The organism is Caulobacter sp. 05T431, assembly GCF_056665975.1.
The window spans coordinates 52,613-72,689 of record NZ_JBFTKU010000020.1 but is presented as its reverse complement, the minus strand read 5'-3'; the positions used below and the strand labels follow the sequence as shown (position 1 = coordinate 72,689).

Genomic DNA, 20,077 nt, shown 5'->3' with positions numbered 1-20,077 from the left:
ACCTAGGCGTGGCGACTATGGCCGGGCGGCCGAGTCCCGCCAAGTTAAGTCGCGGTCATGCGTGGCGGGGCGTCATATGACTGGGCTATAGCCAGGACTCCTTAAGTTCGAGGTGCGTGATGGTCGTCGTCTTCCGCTGGATGGTTTTGGTTCTGGCCCTCGCCCTGGGAGCCGGCGTGGGCGCCGGCGCCGAGGCGGCGGCCAAGGCGGCTCCGAGGCCGGCCCTGACCATCCTGATCTCGCTGGACGGCTTCCGGCCCGACTATCTGGATCGGGGCAACACGCCGGCCCTGAACGCCCTGGCCGCCKACGGCGCGCGCGGCGCCATGCGCCCCTCGTTCCCGTCCCTGACCTATCCGAACCACTACACCCTGGTCACCGGCAAGCGGCCCGACCACCACGGCATGGTCAACAACACGCTGGAGGCCGAGGAGGTCCCGGGCGTCAGCTTCAGCATGTCCAACCACGAGGCCGTGGGCGACGCCCGCTGGTGGGACCAGGCCAAGCCGATCTGGGTCAGCGCGGAAGAGCAGGGCGTCCACGCGGGGGTCTTGTTCTGGCCGGGCTCCGAGGCGGCGATCGACGGCGTGCGGCCCACCTACTGGAAGGTCTATGACGAGAAGCTGGCCTATGACGACCGGGTCGACACCGTGCTGGCGTGGATCGACGCCAAGGCCCCGCCGCTGGGCCTGGCCACCCTCTATTTCGACGCCACCGACACCGATGGGCACCACTACGGCCCGGACTCGCCGGAGGTGAACGCCGCCGCCCGCCGGGTCGACGCCGCGATCGCCCGGCTGGTCGCGGGGCTGAAGGCGAGGAGGCTCTACGAGACCACCAACATCGTCGTCGTCGCCGACCACGGCATGGCGCCCCAGCCGCTGAGCGGTCTGGTCGACGTGGCGACCCTGGTCGATCCGGCCAAGGTCAAGTTCGTCAGCACCGGCTCGATCGTCGGCGTGCGCGCCTTGCCCGGCTTCGCGGCCGAGGTGAAGGCGGCGATGCTGAAGCCGCATGATCACCTGACCTGCTGGGAGAAGGACAAGATCCCGGCCCGATACGCCTACGGCACCAATCCCCGTGTGCCGCCGATCGTCTGCCTGGCCGAACGCGGCTGGTACTTCGCCACCGCCAGCACGATCGCCAAGCGCTGGAAGGAGCATCCGCGCGACGGCGGGGCCCACGGCTACGACCCCTATGACCCCGTCATGCGGGCGGTGTTCGTCGCCCACGGCCCGGCGTTCCGGTCGGGCGTGACGCTGCCGGTGTTCGACAATGTCGACGTCTATCCGCTGCTGGCCCGGCTGATCGGCGTCAAGGGCGACAAGGGTGACGGGTCGTTGGGGCCGGTGAAGGCGGCGCTGCGCTAGGGCCTCACCAGTCGGGGCCGAGGTAAGGGGTTTTGAGCAGAGGCGCGGTGATCGCCGCGTCCAGAGCGGCGCAGTCGGGCCTCTCGAAAACGACGTGCCTCGCCAAGGGGCCGGCATAGGCGTCGTAGGCGAAGTCGGCGTTGTAGGTCAGCAGGTCGACGTGATAGCCGCGCCCGCCGTGCTCGTAGGCCACGACGTAGCGGTCMTTGTAGTGCACGGCGGCGATGAAGCGCGTGCGCGGCCCGGAGCCGACGTCACTGGCGCTGAAGGGGCCACCGGCGGGCGACAGCTCTGGAGCATGGGTCTTCAGGTCGATGCGAAGAGCTATGGGAAGTTGGTCGAACGGGACCGCCTCGACCTCATCCAGATGAACGCACGCCCCAGCTTGGGCGGGCTCGGGAGCGGGCGTCATGGGCAGCAGGAACATCGGATTCTCCGTCGGCCTTCAACCTTCGGCTGAACGGCGGCGGATTTGTGACGACGGCGCTTGCCTAGATAGTTTCGATATGCGTTAAATATTGCTGATATCGGAAACGGAGCTTCGCCATGCAACGCGCCGCCCTGACCTCGGCCCTCTGCTATCGCGACCCCAAGGCCGCGCTGAAATTCCTGGAAGCGGCCTTCGGCTTCGAGCTGACCATGCTGATCGAGGACAACGAAGGGAACCTGGCTCATTCCGAGATGGGCTTCGGCGACAGCCTGATCATGATCGGCAACGAGTGGACCGACCGCCACAAGAGCCCGGCCTCGATCGAGGGCTTCAACACCCAAAGCGTCCACATCCATCTGGAAGGCGACATCGACGCCCATTGCGCGCGGGCGCGGGCGGCCGGGGCCGAGATTCTGATGGAACCGGAAGACCAGTTCTACGGCGACCGCACCTATCGCTGCCGCGATCCGGAGGGGCACTTCTGGACCGTGGGCGCGCCGATCCGCGCCGTCGGCGTCGAAGAGGCCGAGGCGGCCTCGGGCCTGAAGGTCGTGAAGGGCTGGGCGTGACTCCCGACGATTTCCGCCGCCTGGCCCTGGCGCTGCCGGACGCCGTCGAGAGCTCGCACATGGGCACGGTCGACTTCCGGGTGGGGCGGATCTTCGCCACCCTGGGCTATCCCAACGCCAATTTCGGCATGGTGCAGCTGACCCGCGAGCATCAGGACGTCATGGTGGGCGTCGAGCCCAAGGTGTTCCGGCCGGTGCCGGGGAACTGGGGACTGAAGGGCGCGACCCTGGTCGTGCTGGCAGAGGCCGACGAACCCACCTTGCGCGGGGCGCTGGAGGCGGCCTGGCGACTGAAGGCCAACAAGCGCCAGCTGGCCCTGCTGGACGCGGCGCGGGCCCCCGCGGGCTCGTCGTGAGCGCCTCGCTCGACGCCACCCTGGCGGCCCTGGCCGACCCGCACCGTCGGGCGACCGTCGACCTGCTGCGCCAGGGACCGCGTCGGGCGGGCGAGCTTGCCCAGGCCGCCGGCCTGTCGCCCCCGGCCATGAGCCGCCACCTGCGCGCCCTGCGCCAGGCGGGCCTGGTCGAGGAGACCCATCCGCCGTTCGACGCCCGGGTCCGGGTCTACGCCCTGCGTTCCGCGCCGATGGCCGAGCTGAAGGCCTGGGCCGAGGCGGCCGAAGGGCTGTGGAGCGACCAGCTGCTGGCTCTGAAGGCGCATATCGAGGGGGAGACGGCGTGAGCTCCAAGGTCCTCGTCGCCTTGCGCATCAAGGCCGCGCCCCTGCGGGTGTTCGAGGTGTTCACCGCCGACATCGGGGCCTGGTGGCGGCCCAACGCCCTGTTCTCGTTCACGCCGCGCTCGCCCGGCGTGCTGGCCTTTGAAGGCGCGGGGGAGGGGGCGCGCCTGGTCGAGCGCCTGCCGACGGGCAAGGTGTTCGAAATTGGTCCCGTCCACATCTGGGACCCCGGCAGGCTCCTGGTGTTCGGCTGGCGCCAAGCCAGTTTMGCGCCGGGCATGGACACCCAGGTGGAGGTCCGCTTCGAACCCGTCGGGGAGGAAACCCGCGTCACCGTCGAGCATCGCGGTTGGGACAGCGTGCCGATCGAGCACGTGGCCCGTCACCGGTTCCCAGACGCGGTGTTCCTGCAGCGCCATGCCGAGTGGTGGCGCGCGCTGCTGACGAGTCTCGCCAGCCGGACGGCTATGGACGTAGAAGGAAGCACCAGGGAGGGCGACGCATGACCAAGGCCATCAGCCGAAACCATCGACAGGCCGCGCTCGGCTTCATCTTCGTCACCGCCTGCCTGGACGTGCTGTCGCTGGGCGTGATGATCCCTGTCCTGCCCGAGCTGATGAAGCGCTTCAACGGCGGGGACACCGCCTCGACGGCCCTGTGGGTGATATTGTTCGCCACCACCTGGGGCGTGATGCAGTTCTTCTGCGCGCCGATCCTGGGCCTGATGTCGGACCGCTGGGGCCGCCGGCCGGTGATCCTGACCTCGATCTTCGGCCTGGGCGTCGACTTCCTGTTCATGGCCTTCGCCCCGACCATCTGGTGGCTGTTCGTCGGCCGGGTGTTCAACGGCATGACGGCGGCCAGCTTCTCGACCGCCGGCGCCTATGTGGCCGACGTCACCAAGCCCGAGGACCGGGCCAAGGGCTTCGGCCTGATGGGGGCGGCGTTCGGCGTCGGCTTCACCTTCGGGCCAGCCCTGGGCGGTTGGCTCTGGCAGTTCGACCACCGGCTGCCGTTCCTGGTCTGCGCGGGCCTGGCCCTGTGCAACTGGCTGTACGGCTTCTTCGTGCTGCCGGAATCCCTGTCGCCGGAGAAGCGGGTCCATCGCTTCGACTGGAGCAAGGCCAATCCGATCGGCTCGCTGAACCTGCTGCGCAGCAAGCCCGACCTGGTGGGGCTGGCCGGGGTGGGGTTCCTGTTCCAGCTGGCCCACAACGTGCTGCCCAGCGTCTTCGTGCTGTACATGGGCTTCCGCTATCACTGGTCGACCGAGGTGATCGGCCTGACCCTGATGGGCAGCGGCGTGGCCGGCATCCTGCTGCAGAGCTTCCTGGTGGGGCCCATCGTCAAGAAGGTCGGCGAGCGCGGGGCGCTGCTGATCGGCCTGTTCTCGGGCTGCGTCGGCTTCATGATCTACGGCCTGGCGCCGACCGGCTGGCTGTACCTGTGCGGCCTGCCGATCTTCGCCTTCTCGGGCCTGATCCAGCCCGGCCTGCAGGGCCTGATGACCCGCCGGGTCCAGCCCTGGGAGCAGGGCCAGTTGCAGGGCGCGAACTCGGCCATGATGGGCATCACGGCCATCGTCGGACCGGCGCTGTACCTGCTGCCGTTCTCGTGGGCCGTGCGCCACGACGCCACCCTGCACATGCCGGGCCTGCCGGCCCTGATCGCCGCGGTCCTGCTGCTGGCGGCGACGGCCCTGGCGATCCGCGTGGCGCATCCGGCGGCGGTGGAACCGAGCGTCGCCTGACCGGCTTTGATTAGCGGGCTCATTCCCGAACCTTGGCCGCCATCAATGCGCCCGAAAGCTCGGCTGAGTTCGCGGATTGAAATCCACGGAGTCGCCTAACACCCATGCGATCCTATCGCGCCGTGCTTCCCGTCCTGGCCGTGCTGGCGGCCTGTTCGCCTCAAGGGCCGTCGAAGGCCCAGTCGATCCCGGACCTGGCCCAGCCGACCCGCCGCGCGCCCTCCGACCCGATGTCGATGAAGGCCTCGTTCGCCCCGGTGGTGAAGAAGGCCGCCCCGGCCATCGTCAACGTGGCCAGCAAGCGCGTGGTGCGCCAGCGCGTCGATCCCTTCTGGGACTTCTTCATGGGCGGGGGCGGCGGGGCCACCCGCGACCAGGTGCAGGGCTCGCTGGGTTCGGGCGCCATCGTCCGCGCCGACGGGGTGATCATCACCAATCACCACAACATCGAGAACATGAGCGACATCACGGTCCAGCTGGCCGACCGTCGGGAGTTCCCGGCCATGGTGCTGCTGGACGACCCGCGCTCGGACCTGGCGGTGCTGAAGATCGACGTCAAGGGCGAGCGCCTGCCGGTGATCGCCATCGACGACCAGGAACAGCTGGAGGTCGGCGACCTGGTCCTGGCCCTGGGCAACCCGTTCGGCGTGGGCCAGACCGTGACCAACGGCATCGTCTCGGCCCTGGCCCGCACCGACGTCGGGGCCGCCGAGTTCGGCAGCTACATCCAGACCGACGCCTCGATCAATCCGGGTAATTCCGGCGGCCCGCTGGTCGACATGGACGGCGACCTGATCGGCATCAACACCTTCATCATCTCGCGCTCGGGCTCCTCGGCCGGCGTCGGCTTCGCGATCCCGGCCTCGGTGGTGCGCCAGGTGGTCAACGCCGCCCTGGGCGGCGGCCACAGCGTGGTGCGGCCCTGGCTGGGCGTGAAGGGCCAGCCGGTGACCGGCGACATCGCCAAGAGCCTGGGCCTTTCGGCCCCGCGCGGCGTGGTGATCTCCGACGTCTATCCGGGCGGCTCGGCCGAGCGGGCCGGCATCCGCGACGGCGACGTGATCCTGTCGATCGACGGCCAGGCGGTGAACGACGAGGGCGGGGGCGCCTTCGCCATCGGCACCCACAAGGTCGGCGACCGGGTCTCGGTGCTGATCAACCGCAACGGCAAGGAGCAGACCCTGACGCTGCGGGCCGAGGCGGCCCCGGAAAGCCCGCCCCGCGACGAGCGGGTGCTGAAGGGCCGAAATCCGTTCGACGGCGCCACCGTGGTCAACCTGTCGCCGGCCGTGGCCCAGGACCTGGGCGTCGACGCCTTCGCCGGTCGCGGCGTGCTGGTCACCAAGATCGGCCAGGGTTTCGCCCTGAACGCCGGCCTGCGCCCCGGCGACTTCGTCCGCGAGGTCAACGGCAAGACCATCAACACCACCGCCGAGCTGGCGTCGGTGTCGAACACCGCGGCCTCGGTCTGGGACGTGACGATCGAGCGCAACGGCCAGCGGATCCGGGCGCGGCTTCGGGCCTAGGGGCCGCCTCGAACCTCAGTCGTAATAGTAGGGCGACCGCTTGGCCCAGCTCGACTTGGGATACCGCGCGTGCAGCAGGCTGAACGCGCGGTGACCCAGGTGATCACGGCTGGGGCCCCAGCGGGTGACGTGGATCAGCCAGTACAGGGTCTCCGGCGACCGCGCGTCCTGGGGATGGTCGCGGGCGTAGGCGTACAGCTCCTCCCAGACGCCCAGCGATCCCTTGGGCAGCTTGCGGGCGTCGCCGTTGGCGGGATCGGGGCGCTCGTCGACGAAGGTCGCGCGCTCGGCGGCGGCGCGCGGCTGGACCGCGGCGACGAAGTCGGGAAGGCGTAGCGGGAACCGGCCCGGACCGCATTCGCCCATGCAGGTCAGATCGCCGACTTGATCGTCGCCCATCCACGAGTGCTCGTAGCTGGCGAGAACCGGCGGCGCCGGCGAGCCCAGCGTCCTGCCGCGCGGAACGATGACCCAGTCGGTCCAATAGCCCTGGAAGTCGGGGATCTTGCCTTCCGGCCGCGTGTAGCCGTTCAGGTCGGCGCGCAGGCCCGGGATCTTGGCCATCGCGAAGAACTCGGCGTAGCGCTTGGCCGGACCGGGCGGCGTTGACGCGATCGTCGCCCAGTCGGCCTTCATCTGCGGCAGGAGCCTGGTCAGGTCGCGCGCCAGCCCGTCGATGGCGGCGTCGTCCTGCAKGTGGACCGCCCGCGCGTAGCTGGTGAGGGCGACGTCCAGGCGCAGGTCGGCCGGCAGCCTGGCGCTGCGCGACACCGCGATCCGCTGCGACAGGGGCATCCGGTCGATCACCGCGCGGGCGTCCTCGCCAAACCCGATCTTGGGGGGATCGTTCAAGGCGTCGCGGGACGTCAGCTCCTCGCAGACGCCGCTGCAGTCGGCGACGCGGGTCGAACGGCCGACGAAGTCCGCAAGGCCCGTGGCCACCTGCAGCCGGGCGGAGACGAACAGATACCGATCGCTGGCCGAGAGGGTCTTGCGGGTCAGGATGCGATCGAGCCGGGCGCGGGTCACGGCCGGATCGCTGGCGGCGATGGTCAGGCGGGTCAGGTGGTACTGGGCGGTCAGCCAGCCCGGATGATCGGCCGGCACGCGGGCGGCGTCGGTGGCCAGGGCCTTGGCCTCGGGCTGATCGGGCGAGACCAGGCTCAAGGCGGCGATCAGCCAGGCGACGTCGTGGGTCTGGGCCCAGCGCTCGCGCGCGTGGTCCACCAGGTCCTGGGCCGTTCCGCTGTTCTCATCCGGTTGCAGCGTGTTGAGCCAATCGGCGATCTCGGGCCGGGTCTCGGCCTTCCGGCTCAGGGTGAGATAGTCGCGGAAAGCCACCGCGACGTCGGGCGTCGGCTCGGGCTGGGCCAGCTCGCTCGACAACTGGGCCAGCAGGCGGTCGGGCTGGTCGCGATAGGCCAGGGCGCGCAGCATGCCTCGGGCCTGGCCCTTGCCGAAGGTCCCGTCCGGCGCCGCGGCGAGCTCGCCGATGGCGGTCCGCGACCGGGTGAAGACGGCCGGAGAGGGCTTGGCCAAGGCTTCGCGCTGGATCGCCCTGGCCTTCAGATAGAKACCCATGGGGCGCCAAGGCGAGTTGGGATCGCGGGCGATGTCGCCGAAGCGCTCGGCGGCGGCGTCGTTATAGCCGTTGTAGAGCGCCAGGGCCGCCGACTGGTAGGCGCGGTCGGCCCGCAGCCAGCCGGGCTGGTTCGGCATAATCGGCGGCATCTCCACGCCCTCGTCGTGGCAGGCCCTGAACACCGCGTCCTGACCGGCCAGCCAGGCCTGGACGGCCGGAGAGTCCGCGCCATAGCGCTTGACCCGGTCCTTCACCGTCGCGGTCGCCGTGTCGAAAGCCTCGCGGAAGCAATTGGGGTAGGTCGCGTAGTCGCCGCTCGGCCGGTCGGTCGAAAGGAAGGGCGGTCCCTCGGGGGCGCCAGTCACCAACTTGCGCGCCTCAAGCCAGCCGTCCACCCCGCCGCCGTCCCCGTAGGAATAGGCCGGGGGCGGTGTACAGCAGTCGGCCGACAGCGCTTCGCCCGCGGACTGTCCGACCTTCTGCCCGTGCAGCAGGCGCCATTCCAGGTACAGCATCGACCGCGGCGAACCGGCCATGACCACACCCAGATGGCCGCCATAGAGGCGCTGCAGCTCGCGCGTGGTTCCCCCGCCGGCGGTGATGTACCAGGGGCCCTCTTCGTAGCCCCCCGAGGCGTTGGCCTGGCCCACGCCGAGGCTCGCGGCGATCAACGCCGCCAGAAACGTCCGAACCCGCCGCGCCACCGCCATGCCCCCACCTCGCGCCGCATCTGTTCGTAGTCGTGCGAAGTCCAGCTGTGCGGATTGAACAGGTAGATTCGGCGCCCCGGCGGCGCTTGAACTATAGGCGTGTCGGTGGAGAGCGCCAGAGCCGTGCGACACTTTGGGTTGCGAAAATCCCCGCCCTTCTCGAGCCTGCGAACCAGTGCCTGACCGCCCTGCATGCGGAACAGCATCGGCACGATCTCGTCCACCGGCGCCTGGTCCAGCCAGGCCTCGGTGTCGCACCAGGAGGCGAGGGCGGTCATCGACAGCCGCGTGTCCGCCGGCAGGCCGCGACGGACGTCGTCCAGCACCTCCAGGAGGATCTTCCGCTCCGAGGCGCGGACCTCGAAATCGACCTGCACGCGCCCGGCCGGCGCCGCGCTGGCGTAGTGGAGGATCGCCGCGCTGGCCTGGGCCCGCAGGCGCGGCGACCAGACCAGGGGACGCGTACGGTCGATCTGCACATGGACCAGGGTGGTGGTCGGCGGCCGCGCGACGTGCAGCGGGAAACGACGGCCCCGGGTCCGCATCTCGTCGCCCGACAGTTCGACGAAGCCGGTCTGGACCGCCACCTCGGCCTGGTCGTCGAGGAAGCGCAGGTCCTCGGGCCGCTCCCAGGCCCAGACGATCAGCGTCGGCGGCGCGCGGCCGACGGGTCCGCAACCCGCCAGCGCGAAAAGGCCGGCGAGGGCGAGAAGGGCGGCGGTCCTGCGAATGGCGGCTAGGCCTTGATCTTCGCGGCGATGGACCAGGTGTGGCCGAACGGGTCGCGGACCTGGCCGTAGCGATCGCCCCAGAACTGATCGGCCAGGGGGAAGACCACGGTCGCGCCGGCCTCGACGGCCCGGTTCCACCAGGCGTCGGCGTCGTCGACCTGCAGGTGCAGGGTCACGGCGGCCGGCGGGGTGTAGTCGCCGTGGGCCATTTCGCTGAAATGGTCCGACAGCATCACCCAGTCGCCGTTGATGATCATCCGCGAGTGCAGCAGCCGCTCGCCGTCGTCGGCGATGTTGCGGAACGTCTCCTCGGCGCCGAAGGCCCGCTTGTAGAAGTCCACGGCCGCCTTGCCGCCGACCACGGAAATATAGGGGATGACGCCGGACTCCGGGGCCCGTGTGGGATCGCCTTCGTTGGTCATGGTGGTTCCCTCCGCGATTAAGTAAACCTAGCCCATGTCCGATCTTTTCCAAGCCGCCGGCCTGACGCCCCATGCGCCGTCGCCGCTGGCCGACCGCCTGCGACCCCAGAGCCTCGACGAGGTGGTGGGGCAGGAGCATCTGCTGGGCCCTGATGGTMCCATCGGCCGCATGGCCGCGGCCAAGCGCCTGGCCTCGATGATCCTGTGGGGGCCGCCCGGCACGGGCAAGACCACCATCGCCCGCCTGCTGGCCAAGGCCGGCGGCTACGAGTTCATGCAGATCTCGGCCGTGTTCTCGGGCGTCGCCGACCTGAAGAAGGCCTTTGAGCAAGCGCGCATGCGCCGCCAGGCCGGCCAGTCGACCCTGCTGTTCGTCGACGAGATCCACCGCTTCAACCGCGCCCAGCAGGACGGCTTCCTGCCGTTCGTGGAGGAGGGGATCGTCACCCTGGTCGGCGCCACAACCGAGAACCCGTCGTTCGAGCTGAACGGCGCTCTCTTGTCCCGCTGCCAGGTCTTCGTGCTCAAGCGGCTGGACGAGGAGGCGCTGGAGGCCCTGCTGGTTAAGGCCGAGACGGCCGAGAACCGCAAGCTGCCGTTGGACGACGAGGCGCGTTCGACCCTGGTCGCCATGGCCGACGGCGACGGCCGGTACCTGCTGACCCTGACCGAGACCCTGCTGGCCATCGGCACCGACACGCCGCTGAACCCCACCCAGCTGACCCAGTTCCTGCAGAAGCGCCGCCCGGCCTACGACAAGAACCGGGAGKAGCACTACAACCTGATCTCGGCCCTGCATAAGTCGGTGCGCGGCAGCGATCCGGACGCGGCCCTCTACTGGCTGGCGCGGATGCTGGAGGGCGGGGAGGACCCGCTGTTCATCGCCCGCCGCCTGGTGCGCATGGCGGCCGAGGACATCGGCGCGGCCGACCCCCTGAGCCTGCTGCTGACCACGGCCGCCAAGGACGCCTACGACTTCCTGGGATCGCCCGAGGGCGAGCTGGCCCTGGCCCAGGCCGTGGTCCACATGGCCAGCGCGCCCAAGTCCAACGCCGTCTACAACGCCTACAAGGCCGCCCGCCGCCTGGCCAAGGAGACCGGCAGCCTGATGCCGCCGGCCCACGTCCTCAACGCCCCGACCAAGCTGATGAAGACCCTTGGCTACGGCGACGGCTACGCCTACGACCACGACGTCGAGGGCGGGGTCTCGGGCCAGAACTACTTCCCGGACGGGATGGAACGGCCGACCCTGTACGAGCCCAAGCCGATCGGGGCCGAGGCCAAGGTCAAGGAACGGCTCGACGCCTGGAACCGCCTGCGGAGAGACGGCAAGTGAAGCTTACCCCCGCGGTCCGCGTGATCGCCGCGATCGCCCTGGTCCTGCTGCTGGCGGGCGGCGTCCTGCTGTGGCTGGCGGCGGCGACGCCCTGGCATACGGATTCCAACGCCTATTTCGCCGAGCTGCAGCGGCTGCGCGCCACGCTCTATTTCGGCCAGCCCGACGCCGAGACGTTCAAGGTGGCCACCACCCGGTTCGCGACCCTGCAGACCCAGTACGCCACGCGCAAGTGGCTGTACGCCGACCTGGCCTACGCCTGCTTCAGCCTGGCGCTCTGCGCGGCGGTCGTCACCGGCCTGGCGATGCGCTTCGGGACGCGGCTGCTGCGCACCCAGAAGAGCGCCCTGGTCGTGATCGGCGTGACCGTGCTGGCCCTGGTCGCGACCTTGGCCGGGCTGGCGGCCGATCCACTGCACCGGTTCTATCGCGAGCAGTTGCCGGAATGGTCGGACGCCCTGGAGATCCCGCTGGCCGGGGCGCTGGTGGCCATGATCCCGATCGCGACGGTGACCCTGCTGCTGGTGTTGCCGCCGCTCGTCTTCCGTCGCCGGGCCAGCGGGCCGCTGCTGGTCTTCACCCGCCCGCCGCACTGGCCCTCGATCCTGGCCAACGCCGTCTACGCCCTGCCGCTGGCCTTCGCGGTGTTCCTGATCACCAGCTTCGCCTCGCGCGGGGGCTGGGCCCTGGCGCCCGCCGGGCTGCTGCTGCTGTGGCTGTTCCTGAACGGCCGGGCGCTGTGGATCGCGCCGAAGGGGGAGGGCGCCGCATGAGCCGCCCGCCGCCCCATAAGCCGCCGCGCCGCCCGCCCGGCGTCGCCAAGCCCAAGGCGTCCGACACGCCGATCGCCCTGACGCCGGAGGAGATCGCCTTCACCCGGTCGCTGGTGCTCCACGAGGACGACAGCGTCTTCGTGCTCAACAAGCCCGCCGGCCTGTCCAGCCAGGGCGGGCGCATCCAGGCCCACACGCTGGACGACCTGCTGTGGGCCCTGGCCCGGCGGGACCGGCCCCGGCCGCGCCTGATCCATCGACTGGACCGCGACACTTCGGGCGTGATCCTGACCGCCCGCACCAAGCCGGCCGCGACCTTCCTGGGCAAGGCCCTGATGGGCAAGCGCTTCCGCAAGACCTACCTGGCCATCGTCACCCCCGGCGCGCCCGAGCCGCGCGGCGGTCAGATCGACGCGCCGCTGCGCCGCGAGTCCATCGGACGCGAGGCCTATATGCGGGTCTGCGCGGCCGACCATCCGGACGCCGAGACCGCCCGCAGCCGTTACCGCACCCTGGCCGCCGTGGACGGCGCGGCCCTGGTCGAACTGAGCCCCGACACCGGCCGGATGCACCAGCTGCGGGTCCACATGGCCTCGATCGGCCGGTCGATCGCCGGCGACAGCCGCTATGGCGGGACGCTGATGCTGGGCGGGGCGCCGGTGCCGCGCCTGATGCTGCACGCCACCAGCCTGGTCTTCCCCCATCCCGAGGGCGGCGAGCGCCGGATCAGCGCGCCGATTCCGGACGACATGCGCGCGGTTCTGGATAAGCTTGGCCTCGCGGTCCCCAAGGGGGCTGTTCCGGAACAGGGACGCCCGGAGACTCGTTAAGCCTGGCAGGAGAGTCCGCCATGAAACGTCTGATCGCCCTCGCTTTTTCAGCCGCCCTGCTGACCGCCTGCGCCACGACGCCGACGGTGTACGCGCCGCAGTCCGCGCCGCACGGCGCCGGCTATTCGGAATATCGCCTGGAGAACGGCCGCTACCGGGTCACCTTCCAGGGCAATCCCGGGGCCTCGATCAACCAGGTTTCCGACTACGTGCTGCTGCGATCGGCCGAACTGGCCCTGCGCGACGGCTATGACTGGTTCCGGGTGGCCGATCGCATGACCCAGCAGAACGGGTCGAACAGCGGCTCGACCCTGTCGGTCGGCGGCGGCACCAGCAGCTACGACTATGGCCATCACGGCGGCGGCAGCTCGGTGGGCCTGGGTGTCGGGACGACCTTCAACCTCGGCCCCAAGCCGTCGATCACGAGCTCGATGGAGGTGGTGTTCGGCCGGGGCCAACCGCCCCGCGACGCCGACGTCTACGACGCCCGCGCCATCGTCCGCACGGTGGGCGAAGGGCGCGCGGCGGTCTAGCCGACCGCCTTCTTGCCGGTCGCGGCGATGGGGTGCGACGCGCGCAGGGCCGCGTGGGTCAGGCCCGCGGTCTCGGCGGCGGCGAAATAGCCCTCGGCCGGAAGGCCCTGCAAGGTCACCATCGGGGTCAGGCCCTTGGCGTCGCGGCCGAAGGCCATGATGTCGGCGGCGATTTTCTCGGCCGGACCGGCCAGGTCGCTGGCGTCCAGGGTCAGGCCGGCCAGGCGGGCGTCGCGCAGTACGCGCAGCGCTTCCTTCTCGGGCGGCACGCGGGCGATCACGCCGCGCGTCAGGGCCTTGAGCAGGCCCACCACTTCCAGCAGGCGACCGGCGGGCGTGCCGCGGGTGACGTCGACCAGCTCCATCATCACCCCGCCGCGCAGCAGCGCCAGCGACAGGCCCGAGGTGCCGGTCAGCATGTCGCGGCCGCGCTGGGTGCCCAGGGTGCGGAACGAGGCCGGCACGATCAGGTCGGGCCGGTCGTGGCCCTGCGAGGCGCGGGCGAAGACGGCGGCGTACTTCAGGGCCGCTTCGTCGATGAAGGCGGCGTCGCGGTCGGGCAGGCGCGAGACGGCGCGGGCGCTGATCTGCTTGCCCGAGCCCAGGTGGGTGACGACCGGCTCGATGCGCACCGCCGTGGCGACGTTGCGCTTGAGGTTGATCACGTGCTCCAGCGTGAAGTCGACGCGCAGGGCCGCGCCGCCGGCGGTGGTGAAGGCCACGGGCGTGCGCCGGGTCTCCTCCAGCGGATCGATGTCGAAGCGGATGGGCGAGCGGGTCGAGTCGCGGCGGGCGCGGGCCGCCAGGATCACCGAGGCGTCGACGGGGCGGCAGACGACGCCGCCGGCCTCGACGCCGATCACGGCGCGCACGCCCAGGTCGGTCGGCTCGGCCGCGCCCAGCAGGTGGGTCAGCACGTCTTCCAGGATGCGCACGCTGGTGGCCTGGGCCGCCAGGCCCTGGTCGTTGTTCATGGCGATCAGGAAGTCTTCCTCGCCGATCCGGGCGCGCAGGTCGCTGCGGTCCAGGTGTTCGGCCAGCTTGCGCTCGACATAGGTCCAGACGTCGACGCGCTTCTTGTCCCACCAGTCGCCCGCCCAGCGGCGGATCGCCTTGACGCTGATGATGTTGACCGAGCCGCGCGCGATCAGCTCGGACCCCGCCAGCCTTTGGAGCACGGGCCCGCTGAGAGCCAGATGCTCGTTCCGGTCGTCGCTATGGCTCGAATCGAAGGGCATGTTGGCCTTGGCGCGGGAGGAGACCATAGGATGCCTTTACAGCCTTAACGGTCGGTGCAGGAACACGGTTTTCAAACGAGGTTACCGTAGGGGGCTCAAACGTTAAATTGCACGTTCCACGGGCTTTTTACCGCCATTCGAGCGTCGTTTCGAGTTGCCGGTCGCGGAAGGGCTTGCGTCCTATCGACGCGACGATCGCTCCGCCGACCGGGCGCGTCGGCGGGACATCGAAGGGTTAAGACGATCGTGCGACGGGGCATGGGCCGTCTCCCTGATGATGAACGATACTACCCTGAGCTGCATATCGTGGCAATCGCCGCCGCTCTCCAGGCGCGCGATCGGCGGCCCGGMTTGGCGTTCGCGGCCGCCCGGCGCATAAGGGCGCGATGACCAAACTCCTCCTCGTCGCCGTCGGGGGCGCCTTCGGCTCCGTGGCCCGCTACCTGGTGGGTGTGCAGGCCTTGCGCCTGTTCGGATCGAACTGGCCCTACGGCACCTTCATCGTCAACCTGACGGGCGGGCTGCTGATGGGGCTCCTGGCCGCCTGGCTGGCCCTCAAGGGCGGCGAGCAACAGGAACACTGGCGCGTCCTGCTCGGCGTCGGCGTCATGGGCGGCTTCACCACCTTTTCGGCCTTTTCGCTGGAGACCGCGCTGATGATCGAGAAGCGCGCCTACGCCCAGGCCTTCACCTATACGACCGCCAGCGTGATCCTGTCCGTGGCGGCCCTTTTCGCGGGCCTCTTGATCGCCCGCAGGATTTTTTCCGCATKAAAGAAGTTCGTACGCTCTATGTGGACGCCGGCGAAGACGGCGTCCGCCTGGACCGCTGGTTCAAGCGCCGCTGGCCGCACCTGAACCACATCCAGCTCAACAAGCTGTTCCGCTCCGGCCAGGTGCGGGTCGACGGCTCGCGCGCCAAGGCCGACACCAAGCTGGCGGCCGGCAGCCAGATCCGCGTGCCGCCGCTGCCCGACGCGCCTGATCCGTCCGAGAAGGGCAAGCTGTCGCCGCGCGACATCGCCTTCGCCCGCTCGCTGGTGCTGTACGAGGACGAGGAGGTGCTGGCCCTGAACAAGCCGGCCGGCTTGGCCGTGCAGGGCGGCACCAAGACCACCCACCACATCGACAAGCTGCTCAGCGCCTGGGGCGAGGGCGTCGACCGGCCCAAGCTGGTCCACCGCCTGGACCGCGACACCTCGGGCGTCCTGCTGCTGGGCAAGACCCCGTCCGCCGCCGCCCGCCTGTCGGGGGCCTTCGCCAAGCGCCGTGCCCAGAAGACCTACTGGGCCATCGTCGCCGGCAATCCGCACCCCACCGAGGGCGTGATCGAGCTGCACCTGGCCAAGCGCGGCGTGGGCGATCGTGAACTGGTGGTGCCGGCCGAGCCCAAGGACCCGGACGCCCAGCCGGCCGAGACGGAATTCGTCTCKATCAGCCGCGCCGGGCCGCGCGTCACCTGGATGGCCCTGCGCCCGCACACGGGCCGCACCCACCAGCTGCRCGCCCACATGAAGGCCATCGGCCACCCGATCCTGGGCGACCCCAAGTACAGCGACGACAAGTCCGCGCCGCTGTCGGAAGGGCTGAAGCTGCAGTTGCACGCCCGCTCGATCGTGCTGCCGCACCCGACCGTMGGGACCCTGGCCATCGAGGCGCCGCTCAGCCCCGAGATGAAGGCCGGCTTCGCCAAGTTCGGCTTCTCGGAAGACGAGGCCGAGTACGACCCGTTCGCGCGCCGGCAGACCAAGCGCCGCTAGAGCGCTTGAGTGCTCCTTTCGGCTGTGGAAAGCTGATCCCTCAACCTTGAGGGATCGCCCGCCATGGCCTTCGTGAGCTTCACCCGCCCGGACGACTCGCCGGTCTCGATCAACACCGGCGAGGTGCTCAGCTTCGCGCCCGTGCCGACGGAGGGACCCCTGATGGGGCCACTGAAGGTCGGCACGCGCATCGCGTTCAAGAACGGCAAGCACCAGGACGTCAAGGAACTGGTCGAGGCGGTCGAGAAGAAGCTGAACGCGGCGGGGTAGGGGCTAGACCAGGCCCGTCACCGCCTTGGCGTCGGCGCTGTCGGGGAACACCTTGGTCTCCAGGGCCGCGCGATCGACGCCCATGTGCTCGGCCAGCACGCCCTTGAACAGGCCGCGCATGTCGAGGGTGGGGCGCACGTCGCGGTTCTCGAACAGGGCCTCCTGCTTGAGGGTGGGCCAGTCGCCGATGATCCCGCCCGTCTTCAGGCCGCCGCCCAGCACCAGGGCGGTCGAGCCGGTGCCGTGGTCGGTGCCGCCGGTGCCGTTGACCCGGGCGGTGCGGCCGAACTCGGTGGCGGCCACCACGACGGTGTTGCTCCATTCCGCCCCCAGCCCGGTGTTCAGGCCGTCGAGCACGGCGTCCAGATAGGCCAGGCGCGTGTTCAGCTGGCCGACCTGGCCGGCGTGGGTGTCCCAGCCGTCCAGCGAGATGGCGGCGATGCGCGGGCCGCCGGCCTGGGTCATGAAGCCGGCCAGGGTCGAGCCCAGCTGGCGCGCGGCCTCGCGACCCTGGCGCTGGGCGACGATGGCCTGGGCGCCGGGAGCCATGGCCGGCGGGGCCATCCCCTGCGGCGTCGCCGTCGAGGTGTTCACCGCGTTCCGCCACATGGCTTTGGGCGCCATCGAGGCCGCGTCGGCCGAGACCGGCGTCGGCGCGGGGTTGAGCGCCGTCATCGCCTGCTGGGCCATGGCCTCGGTCTCCAGGCCGCGCGCGAAGGCCCGGCCCATCATCGGGTCGGCCTTGTAGAGGTCCTGCAGCAGGGTGGGCAGGCGCGCGGTCTCGTCCACGCCCTTGCCCGGCGACCAGCTGGCGGCCTGAACCTTGCCGCGCAGGATCAGCGGCGCGGTGGCCCCCACCGACAGGGCCTCCACCTTGGACGGTCCCATGACTTCCAGGGTGCGGTTCAGCCAGCCGGTGTTGACGCCGTAGACCTGGGCCGCGCCCGTTTCCAGCACGTCCTGGGCCTCGAAGTGCGAGCGGGCGCGGTCGGGGCTGGCGATGGCCGGGGCGATGCGGGCCTGGCCCTTCAGCGCCAGGGCGTGCACCGACTCCAGGGCCGGATGCAGGCCGAAGGTCCCGTCCAGCTTCAGCGCCTTGTCGGGCGCCACGGCCACGTCGCCGCGCAGGGTCGCGTAGTCGGGATCGCCGACCGGCGGGCTGACGGTCAGGCCGTCCATGCCGCCCCGGCAGATGACCACCACCATCTTGCGCCTGGCCATCGGCCCGTCGGCGGCGGCGAAGGCCGAGCCGCCCAGGAAGCTGACGGTGACGCCCAGGCCGGCGGCCTGCTGGAGCAGCGAACGACGAGAAAGGGGCGCGGTCATCGGCGTTGGAACTCCGGACTCATCAACAACAGGGCCATGGCCTCGCGGCGGGTCTCGGCCCGGGCCACGGCCTTGGCCACCGGCGGGGTCAGACGCGCTCCGAGGGCGGACTGGGCGAAGGCGTTCGGGTCGAGGCGGTCGGCGGCGACGGCCGCGAAGCCCTCGCTGAACCGCAGGCGCTTGATCAGGGCGTCGGGCGCGCACCAGGTCTGGGCCTGGTCGTCCCAGCCCTTGGGCGAGGGCGGCGAGAACGGTTTCTGGCCCAGGCCCGTCAGCACCGGCGCCAGCTTGCCGATCCCCGACGGCTCGGCGCCCACAGCCCGCCAGGTCGAGATCGCGAACTCGTAGGGCGTCTTGAACTTGGCGGGGGCGGGGTCCCAGGCCTCCGGCGCGGCCACCAGGGCGCGGGCCATCTCGTCCAGGCGGCCGCCGGTGTCCAGGTAGGTCTTCTCCAGCCGGGCCACCAAGGCGGGCGGCGGCGTGTCGCCGACGAAGTGGGTCGCCAGCTTGGTCGAGACGTGGCGGGCCGTGTGGGGGCTGGCCGCCAGGTCGCGCATCACCGCCAGGGCCTGGGCCTGGCCCTCCTGCGGATAACGCTTGCCCATCACCGTCCGCGCGCCCGGCTCATGGGCGTTGTCGCGGAACAGGAACCGGTGCGGGTTGGCGTCCTGGGCGCGGCCGACGCTGAAGCCGGTCATGGCCCGGGCGAACTCGGTGACGTCGGCCTGGCTGTAGCCCGCCCCGACCCCGACCGTGTGCAGCTCCATGATCTCGCGGGCCAGGTTTTCGTTCAGCCCGCCGGCCTTGTTGGCGGTCTTGCGCCGGTACAGGGCCGCCTTGCTGTCGGGACCCACCGACTGGGCCTGGTCCAGGTACATCAGCATGGCCGGATGGGTGGACGAGGCCACCAGCAGGTCCTCGAACCGGCCGAACACGTGGGGGCGGATGGCCTCCTGCTCGAACGGGCCCGTGACCGAGGCGACGCCCAGGCTGGTGGACGAGACCGTGAAATGGTTGGCCCAGAACAGCGCCCAGCGTTCGCGGAAGCCGGCGTCGGTATTGGCGCCCAGCCGCGCCCGGGCCAGGAAGTCGTCGCCGATCTGGTCGCGCAGGGCCTTGTCGGCGTCCTTGACCACGGGGGTCTTGGGATCGCCCGCCATCTTGGCGTCGCGCTTCTGCATCTGGTAGTCGCTGACCTCGGCCAGCCGCTGGGCCGAGCTTTCGCCGTCCAGCGGCTGGTCGGCGCCCTCGGGGCGGATCTGGGCGGTCAGGAAACCGCGCGGGTCGCCCTTGGCGGCGTCGATCTCGCCGGGGCGGGCGCCCAGGCCGAAGCGTGTCGCGGCCAGCGCCGCCATCAGGTCGTTGGAAGGCAGGCTCACGCCGTTTTCTCTCCCTGTCTCCACCCAGACTTGCCTTGGGCGCGTTGTTTGATCATTCAACGCGGTGAAACCGATGTTTTGATGTCCGGATTGAAAAGAAGTTCCGCCTTGGCCGACAAGCCCGACCTGCAGCAACGTCCCCGCCGCTTCTACAAGGCCGCCGCGGCCGGGCCCGCCAAGGACGGCGAGGGCGGTTTCGCCGTGCTGCTGGACGGCCGCACGCCCAGGTCGCCGGCCAAGTCGCCGCTGGTCCTGCCGACCCTGGCCCTGGCCCAGCTGGTCGCCGCCGAGTGGGACGCCCAGGTCGAGGTCATCGACAGCACGGCCATGCCCGCCACGCGCCTGGCCTTCACCGCCATCGACCGCATCCGCGAGACCCGGGCGGAGGTGGCGCGGGAGGTCGCGGCCTACGCCGGCTCGGACCTGCTCTGCTACTGGGCCGAACATCCCACGCCGCTGGTCGAGCGCCAGAAGCGCGACTGGGGCGCGATGCTGGACTGGGCCAAGGCCGAACTGGACCTGCACCTGAAGCCCGCCGCCGGCGTGATCCACGCGCCGCAGTCGCCGGCCGCCCTGGCCAGCGTCGAGGCCCTGGCCCTGACCATGGACGACTACACCCTGGCGGGCGTGGCCTACGCCGCGGGCCTGTTCGGCTCGACCGTCCTGGCCCTGGCGCTGCGGGCCGGCAAGGTCACGGGCCGCAAGGCCCTGGACCTGTCGCGCCTGGAGGAGATCTTCCAGGCCGAGACCTGGGGGCAGGACGCCGARGCGGTCGCCCGCGCCGAGGCCCTGGCGGTCGAGGCCCTGGTGCTGGAGCGCTGGTTCGCGGCCCTGCGCCGCTAGGCGGCTCCAAGGCGTTCAAGC

At 70.6% G+C, this 20,077-nt stretch carries 21 protein-coding genes and 1 pseudogene; 15 read left to right on the top strand and 7 right to left on the bottom strand.

Annotated features, from left to right (window positions below):
• Positions 1 to 119 precede the first annotated feature (119 nt).
• Positions 120 to 1,370 (top strand): alkaline phosphatase family protein, encoded by a 1,251-nt coding sequence (locus tag AC1U89_RS17955; RefSeq protein ID WP_479901027.1) that lies wholly within the window; start codon positions 120 to 122, stop codon positions 1,368 to 1,370.
• A 4-nt stretch (positions 1,371 to 1,374) separates the two neighbouring features.
• On the opposite strand, the gene AC1U89_RS17950 is transcribed toward AC1U89_RS17955, so the two are convergent.
• Entirely contained in the window at positions 1,375 to 1,797 is a 423-nt protein-coding gene (locus tag AC1U89_RS17950) for a hypothetical protein (RefSeq protein WP_479901026.1), read from the bottom strand.
• Positions 1,798 to 1,916: 119 nt separating this feature from the next.
• Here AC1U89_RS17950 and AC1U89_RS17945 point away from each other — a divergent pair, with 119 nt between their 5' ends.
• The 6 genes from AC1U89_RS17945 (at position 1,917) to AC1U89_RS17920 (ending at position 6,324) form a co-directional block, all read left to right on the top strand.
• Positions 1,917 to 2,369, top strand: coding sequence for a VOC family protein (locus tag AC1U89_RS17945; protein WP_479901025.1), 453 nt, complete (start codon positions 1,917 to 1,919; stop codon positions 2,367 to 2,369).
• Complete coding sequence (locus AC1U89_RS17940) at positions 2,366 to 2,725, top strand: MmcQ/YjbR family DNA-binding protein (RefSeq protein WP_479901024.1); 360 nt, start codon at positions 2,366 to 2,368, stop codon at positions 2,723 to 2,725. Before AC1U89_RS17945 ends, AC1U89_RS17940 begins: the two co-directional genes overlap by 4 nt.
• On the top strand, positions 2,722 to 3,051 hold the full coding sequence (locus AC1U89_RS17935) for an ArsR/SmtB family transcription factor (protein ID WP_479901023.1): 330 nt from the start codon (positions 2,722 to 2,724) through the stop codon (positions 3,049 to 3,051). The genes AC1U89_RS17940 and AC1U89_RS17935 overlap by 4 nt, the downstream gene beginning before the upstream one ends.
• Positions 3,048 to 3,554 (top strand): SRPBCC domain-containing protein, encoded by a 507-nt coding sequence (locus AC1U89_RS17930; RefSeq protein WP_479901022.1) that lies wholly within the window; start codon positions 3,048 to 3,050, stop codon positions 3,552 to 3,554. The genes AC1U89_RS17935 and AC1U89_RS17930 overlap by 4 nt, the downstream gene beginning before the upstream one ends.
• Positions 3,551 to 4,798, top strand: a complete 1,248-nt coding sequence (locus tag AC1U89_RS17925; RefSeq protein WP_479901021.1) for a TCR/Tet family MFS transporter — start codon at positions 3,551 to 3,553, stop codon at positions 4,796 to 4,798. The genes AC1U89_RS17930 and AC1U89_RS17925 overlap by 4 nt, the downstream gene beginning before the upstream one ends.
• 104 nt (positions 4,799 to 4,902) lie before the next feature.
• Positions 4,903 to 6,324, top strand: a complete 1,422-nt coding sequence (locus AC1U89_RS17920; protein ID WP_479901020.1) for a DegQ family serine endoprotease — start codon at positions 4,903 to 4,905, stop codon at positions 6,322 to 6,324.
• A gap of 15 nt (positions 6,325 to 6,339) precedes the next feature.
• On the opposite strand, the gene AC1U89_RS17915 is transcribed toward AC1U89_RS17920, so the two are convergent.
• The 3 genes from AC1U89_RS17915 to AC1U89_RS17905 all read right to left on the bottom strand — a co-directional run bounded on the left by AC1U89_RS17915 (position 6,340) and on the right by AC1U89_RS17905 (position 9,769).
• A complete protein-coding gene (locus AC1U89_RS17915) occupies positions 6,340 to 8,577 on the bottom strand; it encodes a hypothetical protein (protein WP_479901019.1) in 2,238 nt (745 codons plus the stop codon).
• A complete protein-coding gene (locus tag AC1U89_RS17910) occupies positions 8,574 to 9,203 on the bottom strand; it encodes a hypothetical protein (RefSeq protein ID WP_479901018.1) in 630 nt (209 codons plus the stop codon). The genes AC1U89_RS17915 and AC1U89_RS17910 overlap by 4 nt, the downstream gene beginning before the upstream one ends.
• 149 nt (positions 9,204 to 9,352) lie before the next feature.
• Entirely contained in the window at positions 9,353 to 9,769 is a 417-nt protein-coding gene (locus tag AC1U89_RS17905; RefSeq protein ID WP_479901017.1) for a VOC family protein, read from the bottom strand.
• Between the two features lie 34 nt (positions 9,770 to 9,803).
• Here AC1U89_RS17905 and AC1U89_RS17900 point away from each other — a divergent pair, with 34 nt between their 5' ends.
• From AC1U89_RS17900 to AC1U89_RS17885, 4 genes are read left to right on the top strand one after another with little or no spacing between them, the layout of a single operon-like run.
• Positions 9,804 to 11,105 (top strand): replication-associated recombination protein A, encoded by a 1,302-nt coding sequence (locus AC1U89_RS17900; protein WP_479901016.1) that lies wholly within the window; start codon positions 9,804 to 9,806, stop codon positions 11,103 to 11,105.
• Positions 11,102 to 11,878, top strand: coding sequence for a hypothetical protein (locus tag AC1U89_RS17895; RefSeq protein WP_479901015.1), 777 nt, complete (start codon positions 11,102 to 11,104; stop codon positions 11,876 to 11,878). Before AC1U89_RS17900 ends, AC1U89_RS17895 begins: the two co-directional genes overlap by 4 nt.
• Positions 11,875 to 12,708, top strand: coding sequence for an RluA family pseudouridine synthase (locus AC1U89_RS17890; protein WP_479901014.1), 834 nt, complete (start codon positions 11,875 to 11,877; stop codon positions 12,706 to 12,708). The genes AC1U89_RS17895 and AC1U89_RS17890 overlap by 4 nt, the downstream gene beginning before the upstream one ends.
• 20 nt (positions 12,709 to 12,728) lie before the next feature.
• Entirely contained in the window at positions 12,729 to 13,241 is a 513-nt protein-coding gene (locus AC1U89_RS17885; RefSeq protein WP_479901013.1) for a CC0125/CC1285 family lipoprotein, read from the top strand.
• On the opposite strand, the gene AC1U89_RS17880 is transcribed toward AC1U89_RS17885, so the two are convergent.
• Positions 13,238 to 14,479, bottom strand: coding sequence for a hypothetical protein (locus AC1U89_RS17880; RefSeq protein ID WP_479901012.1), 1,242 nt, complete (start codon positions 14,477 to 14,479; stop codon positions 13,238 to 13,240). The two genes, AC1U89_RS17885 and AC1U89_RS17880, sit on opposite strands and share 4 nt — an antisense overlap.
• A gap of 386 nt (positions 14,480 to 14,865) precedes the next feature.
• Between AC1U89_RS17880 and crcB the strand changes: the two are divergent.
• From crcB to AC1U89_RS17865, 3 genes and pseudogenes are all read left to right on the top strand, one after another.
• Positions 14,866 to 15,246: pseudogene (gene crcB / locus AC1U89_RS17875) on the top strand (fluoride efflux transporter CrcB); the annotation flags it as partial.
• Between the two features lie 2 nt (positions 15,247 to 15,248).
• Positions 15,249 to 16,238 (top strand): RluA family pseudouridine synthase, encoded by a 990-nt coding sequence (locus AC1U89_RS17870; protein WP_479901053.1) that lies wholly within the window; start codon positions 15,249 to 15,251, stop codon positions 16,236 to 16,238.
• A 63-nt stretch (positions 16,239 to 16,301) separates the two neighbouring features.
• Complete coding sequence (locus AC1U89_RS17865; protein WP_479901011.1) at positions 16,302 to 16,508, top strand: hypothetical protein; 207 nt, start codon at positions 16,302 to 16,304, stop codon at positions 16,506 to 16,508.
• A 3-nt stretch (positions 16,509 to 16,511) separates the two neighbouring features.
• On the opposite strand, the gene AC1U89_RS17860 is transcribed toward AC1U89_RS17865, so the two are convergent.
• Both AC1U89_RS17860 and AC1U89_RS17855 read right to left on the bottom strand, forming a co-directional pair.
• The gene (locus tag AC1U89_RS17860) at positions 16,512 to 17,834 is read right to left on the bottom strand and encodes a DUF1501 domain-containing protein (protein WP_479901010.1); all 1,323 of its coding nucleotides are present in this window, start codon (positions 17,832 to 17,834) and stop codon (positions 16,512 to 16,514) included.
• On the bottom strand, positions 17,831 to 19,189 hold the full coding sequence (locus AC1U89_RS17855) for a DUF1800 domain-containing protein (RefSeq protein ID WP_479901052.1): 1,359 nt from the start codon (positions 19,187 to 19,189) through the stop codon (positions 17,831 to 17,833). The genes AC1U89_RS17860 and AC1U89_RS17855 overlap by 4 nt, the downstream gene beginning before the upstream one ends.
• A gap of 132 nt (positions 19,190 to 19,321) precedes the next feature.
• On the opposite strand from AC1U89_RS17855, the gene AC1U89_RS17850 reads away from it, so the two are divergent.
• Positions 19,322 to 20,056 (top strand): ATP12 family chaperone protein, encoded by a 735-nt coding sequence (locus AC1U89_RS17850; RefSeq protein WP_479901009.1) that lies wholly within the window; start codon positions 19,322 to 19,324, stop codon positions 20,054 to 20,056.
• Positions 20,057 to 20,077 lie beyond the last annotated feature (21 nt).

Excerpts from the sequence above, each read along its gene's own strand:
- AC1U89_RS17890 (WP_479901014.1), top strand. The coding sequence starts at position 11,875 with ATGAGCCGCCCGCCGCCCCATAAGCCGCCGCGCCGCCCGCCCGGCGTC.
- AC1U89_RS17855 (WP_479901052.1), bottom strand. The coding sequence starts at position 19,189 with ATGGCGGCGCTGGCCGCGACACGCTTCGGCCTGGGCGCCCGCCCCGGC.
- AC1U89_RS17905 (WP_479901017.1), bottom strand. The coding sequence starts at position 9,769 with ATGACCAACGAAGGCGATCCCACACGGGCCCCGGAGTCCGGCGTCATC.
- AC1U89_RS17885 (WP_479901013.1), top strand. The coding sequence starts at position 12,729 with ATGAAACGTCTGATCGCCCTCGCTTTTTCAGCCGCCCTGCTGACCGCC.
- AC1U89_RS17925 (WP_479901021.1), top strand. The coding sequence starts at position 3,551 with ATGACCAAGGCCATCAGCCGAAACCATCGACAGGCCGCGCTCGGCTTC.
- AC1U89_RS17920 (WP_479901020.1), top strand. The coding sequence starts at position 4,903 with ATGCGATCCTATCGCGCCGTGCTTCCCGTCCTGGCCGTGCTGGCGGCC.
- AC1U89_RS17945 (WP_479901025.1), top strand. The coding sequence starts at position 1,917 with ATGCAACGCGCCGCCCTGACCTCGGCCCTCTGCTATCGCGACCCCAAG.
- AC1U89_RS17865 (WP_479901011.1), top strand. The coding sequence starts at position 16,302 with ATGGCCTTCGTGAGCTTCACCCGCCCGGACGACTCGCCGGTCTCGATC.
- AC1U89_RS17860 (WP_479901010.1), bottom strand. The coding sequence starts at position 17,834 with ATGACCGCGCCCCTTTCTCGTCGTTCGCTGCTCCAGCAGGCCGCCGGC.
- AC1U89_RS17880 (WP_479901012.1), bottom strand. The coding sequence starts at position 14,479 with ATGCCCTTCGATTCGAGCCATAGCGACGACCGGAACGAGCATCTGGCT.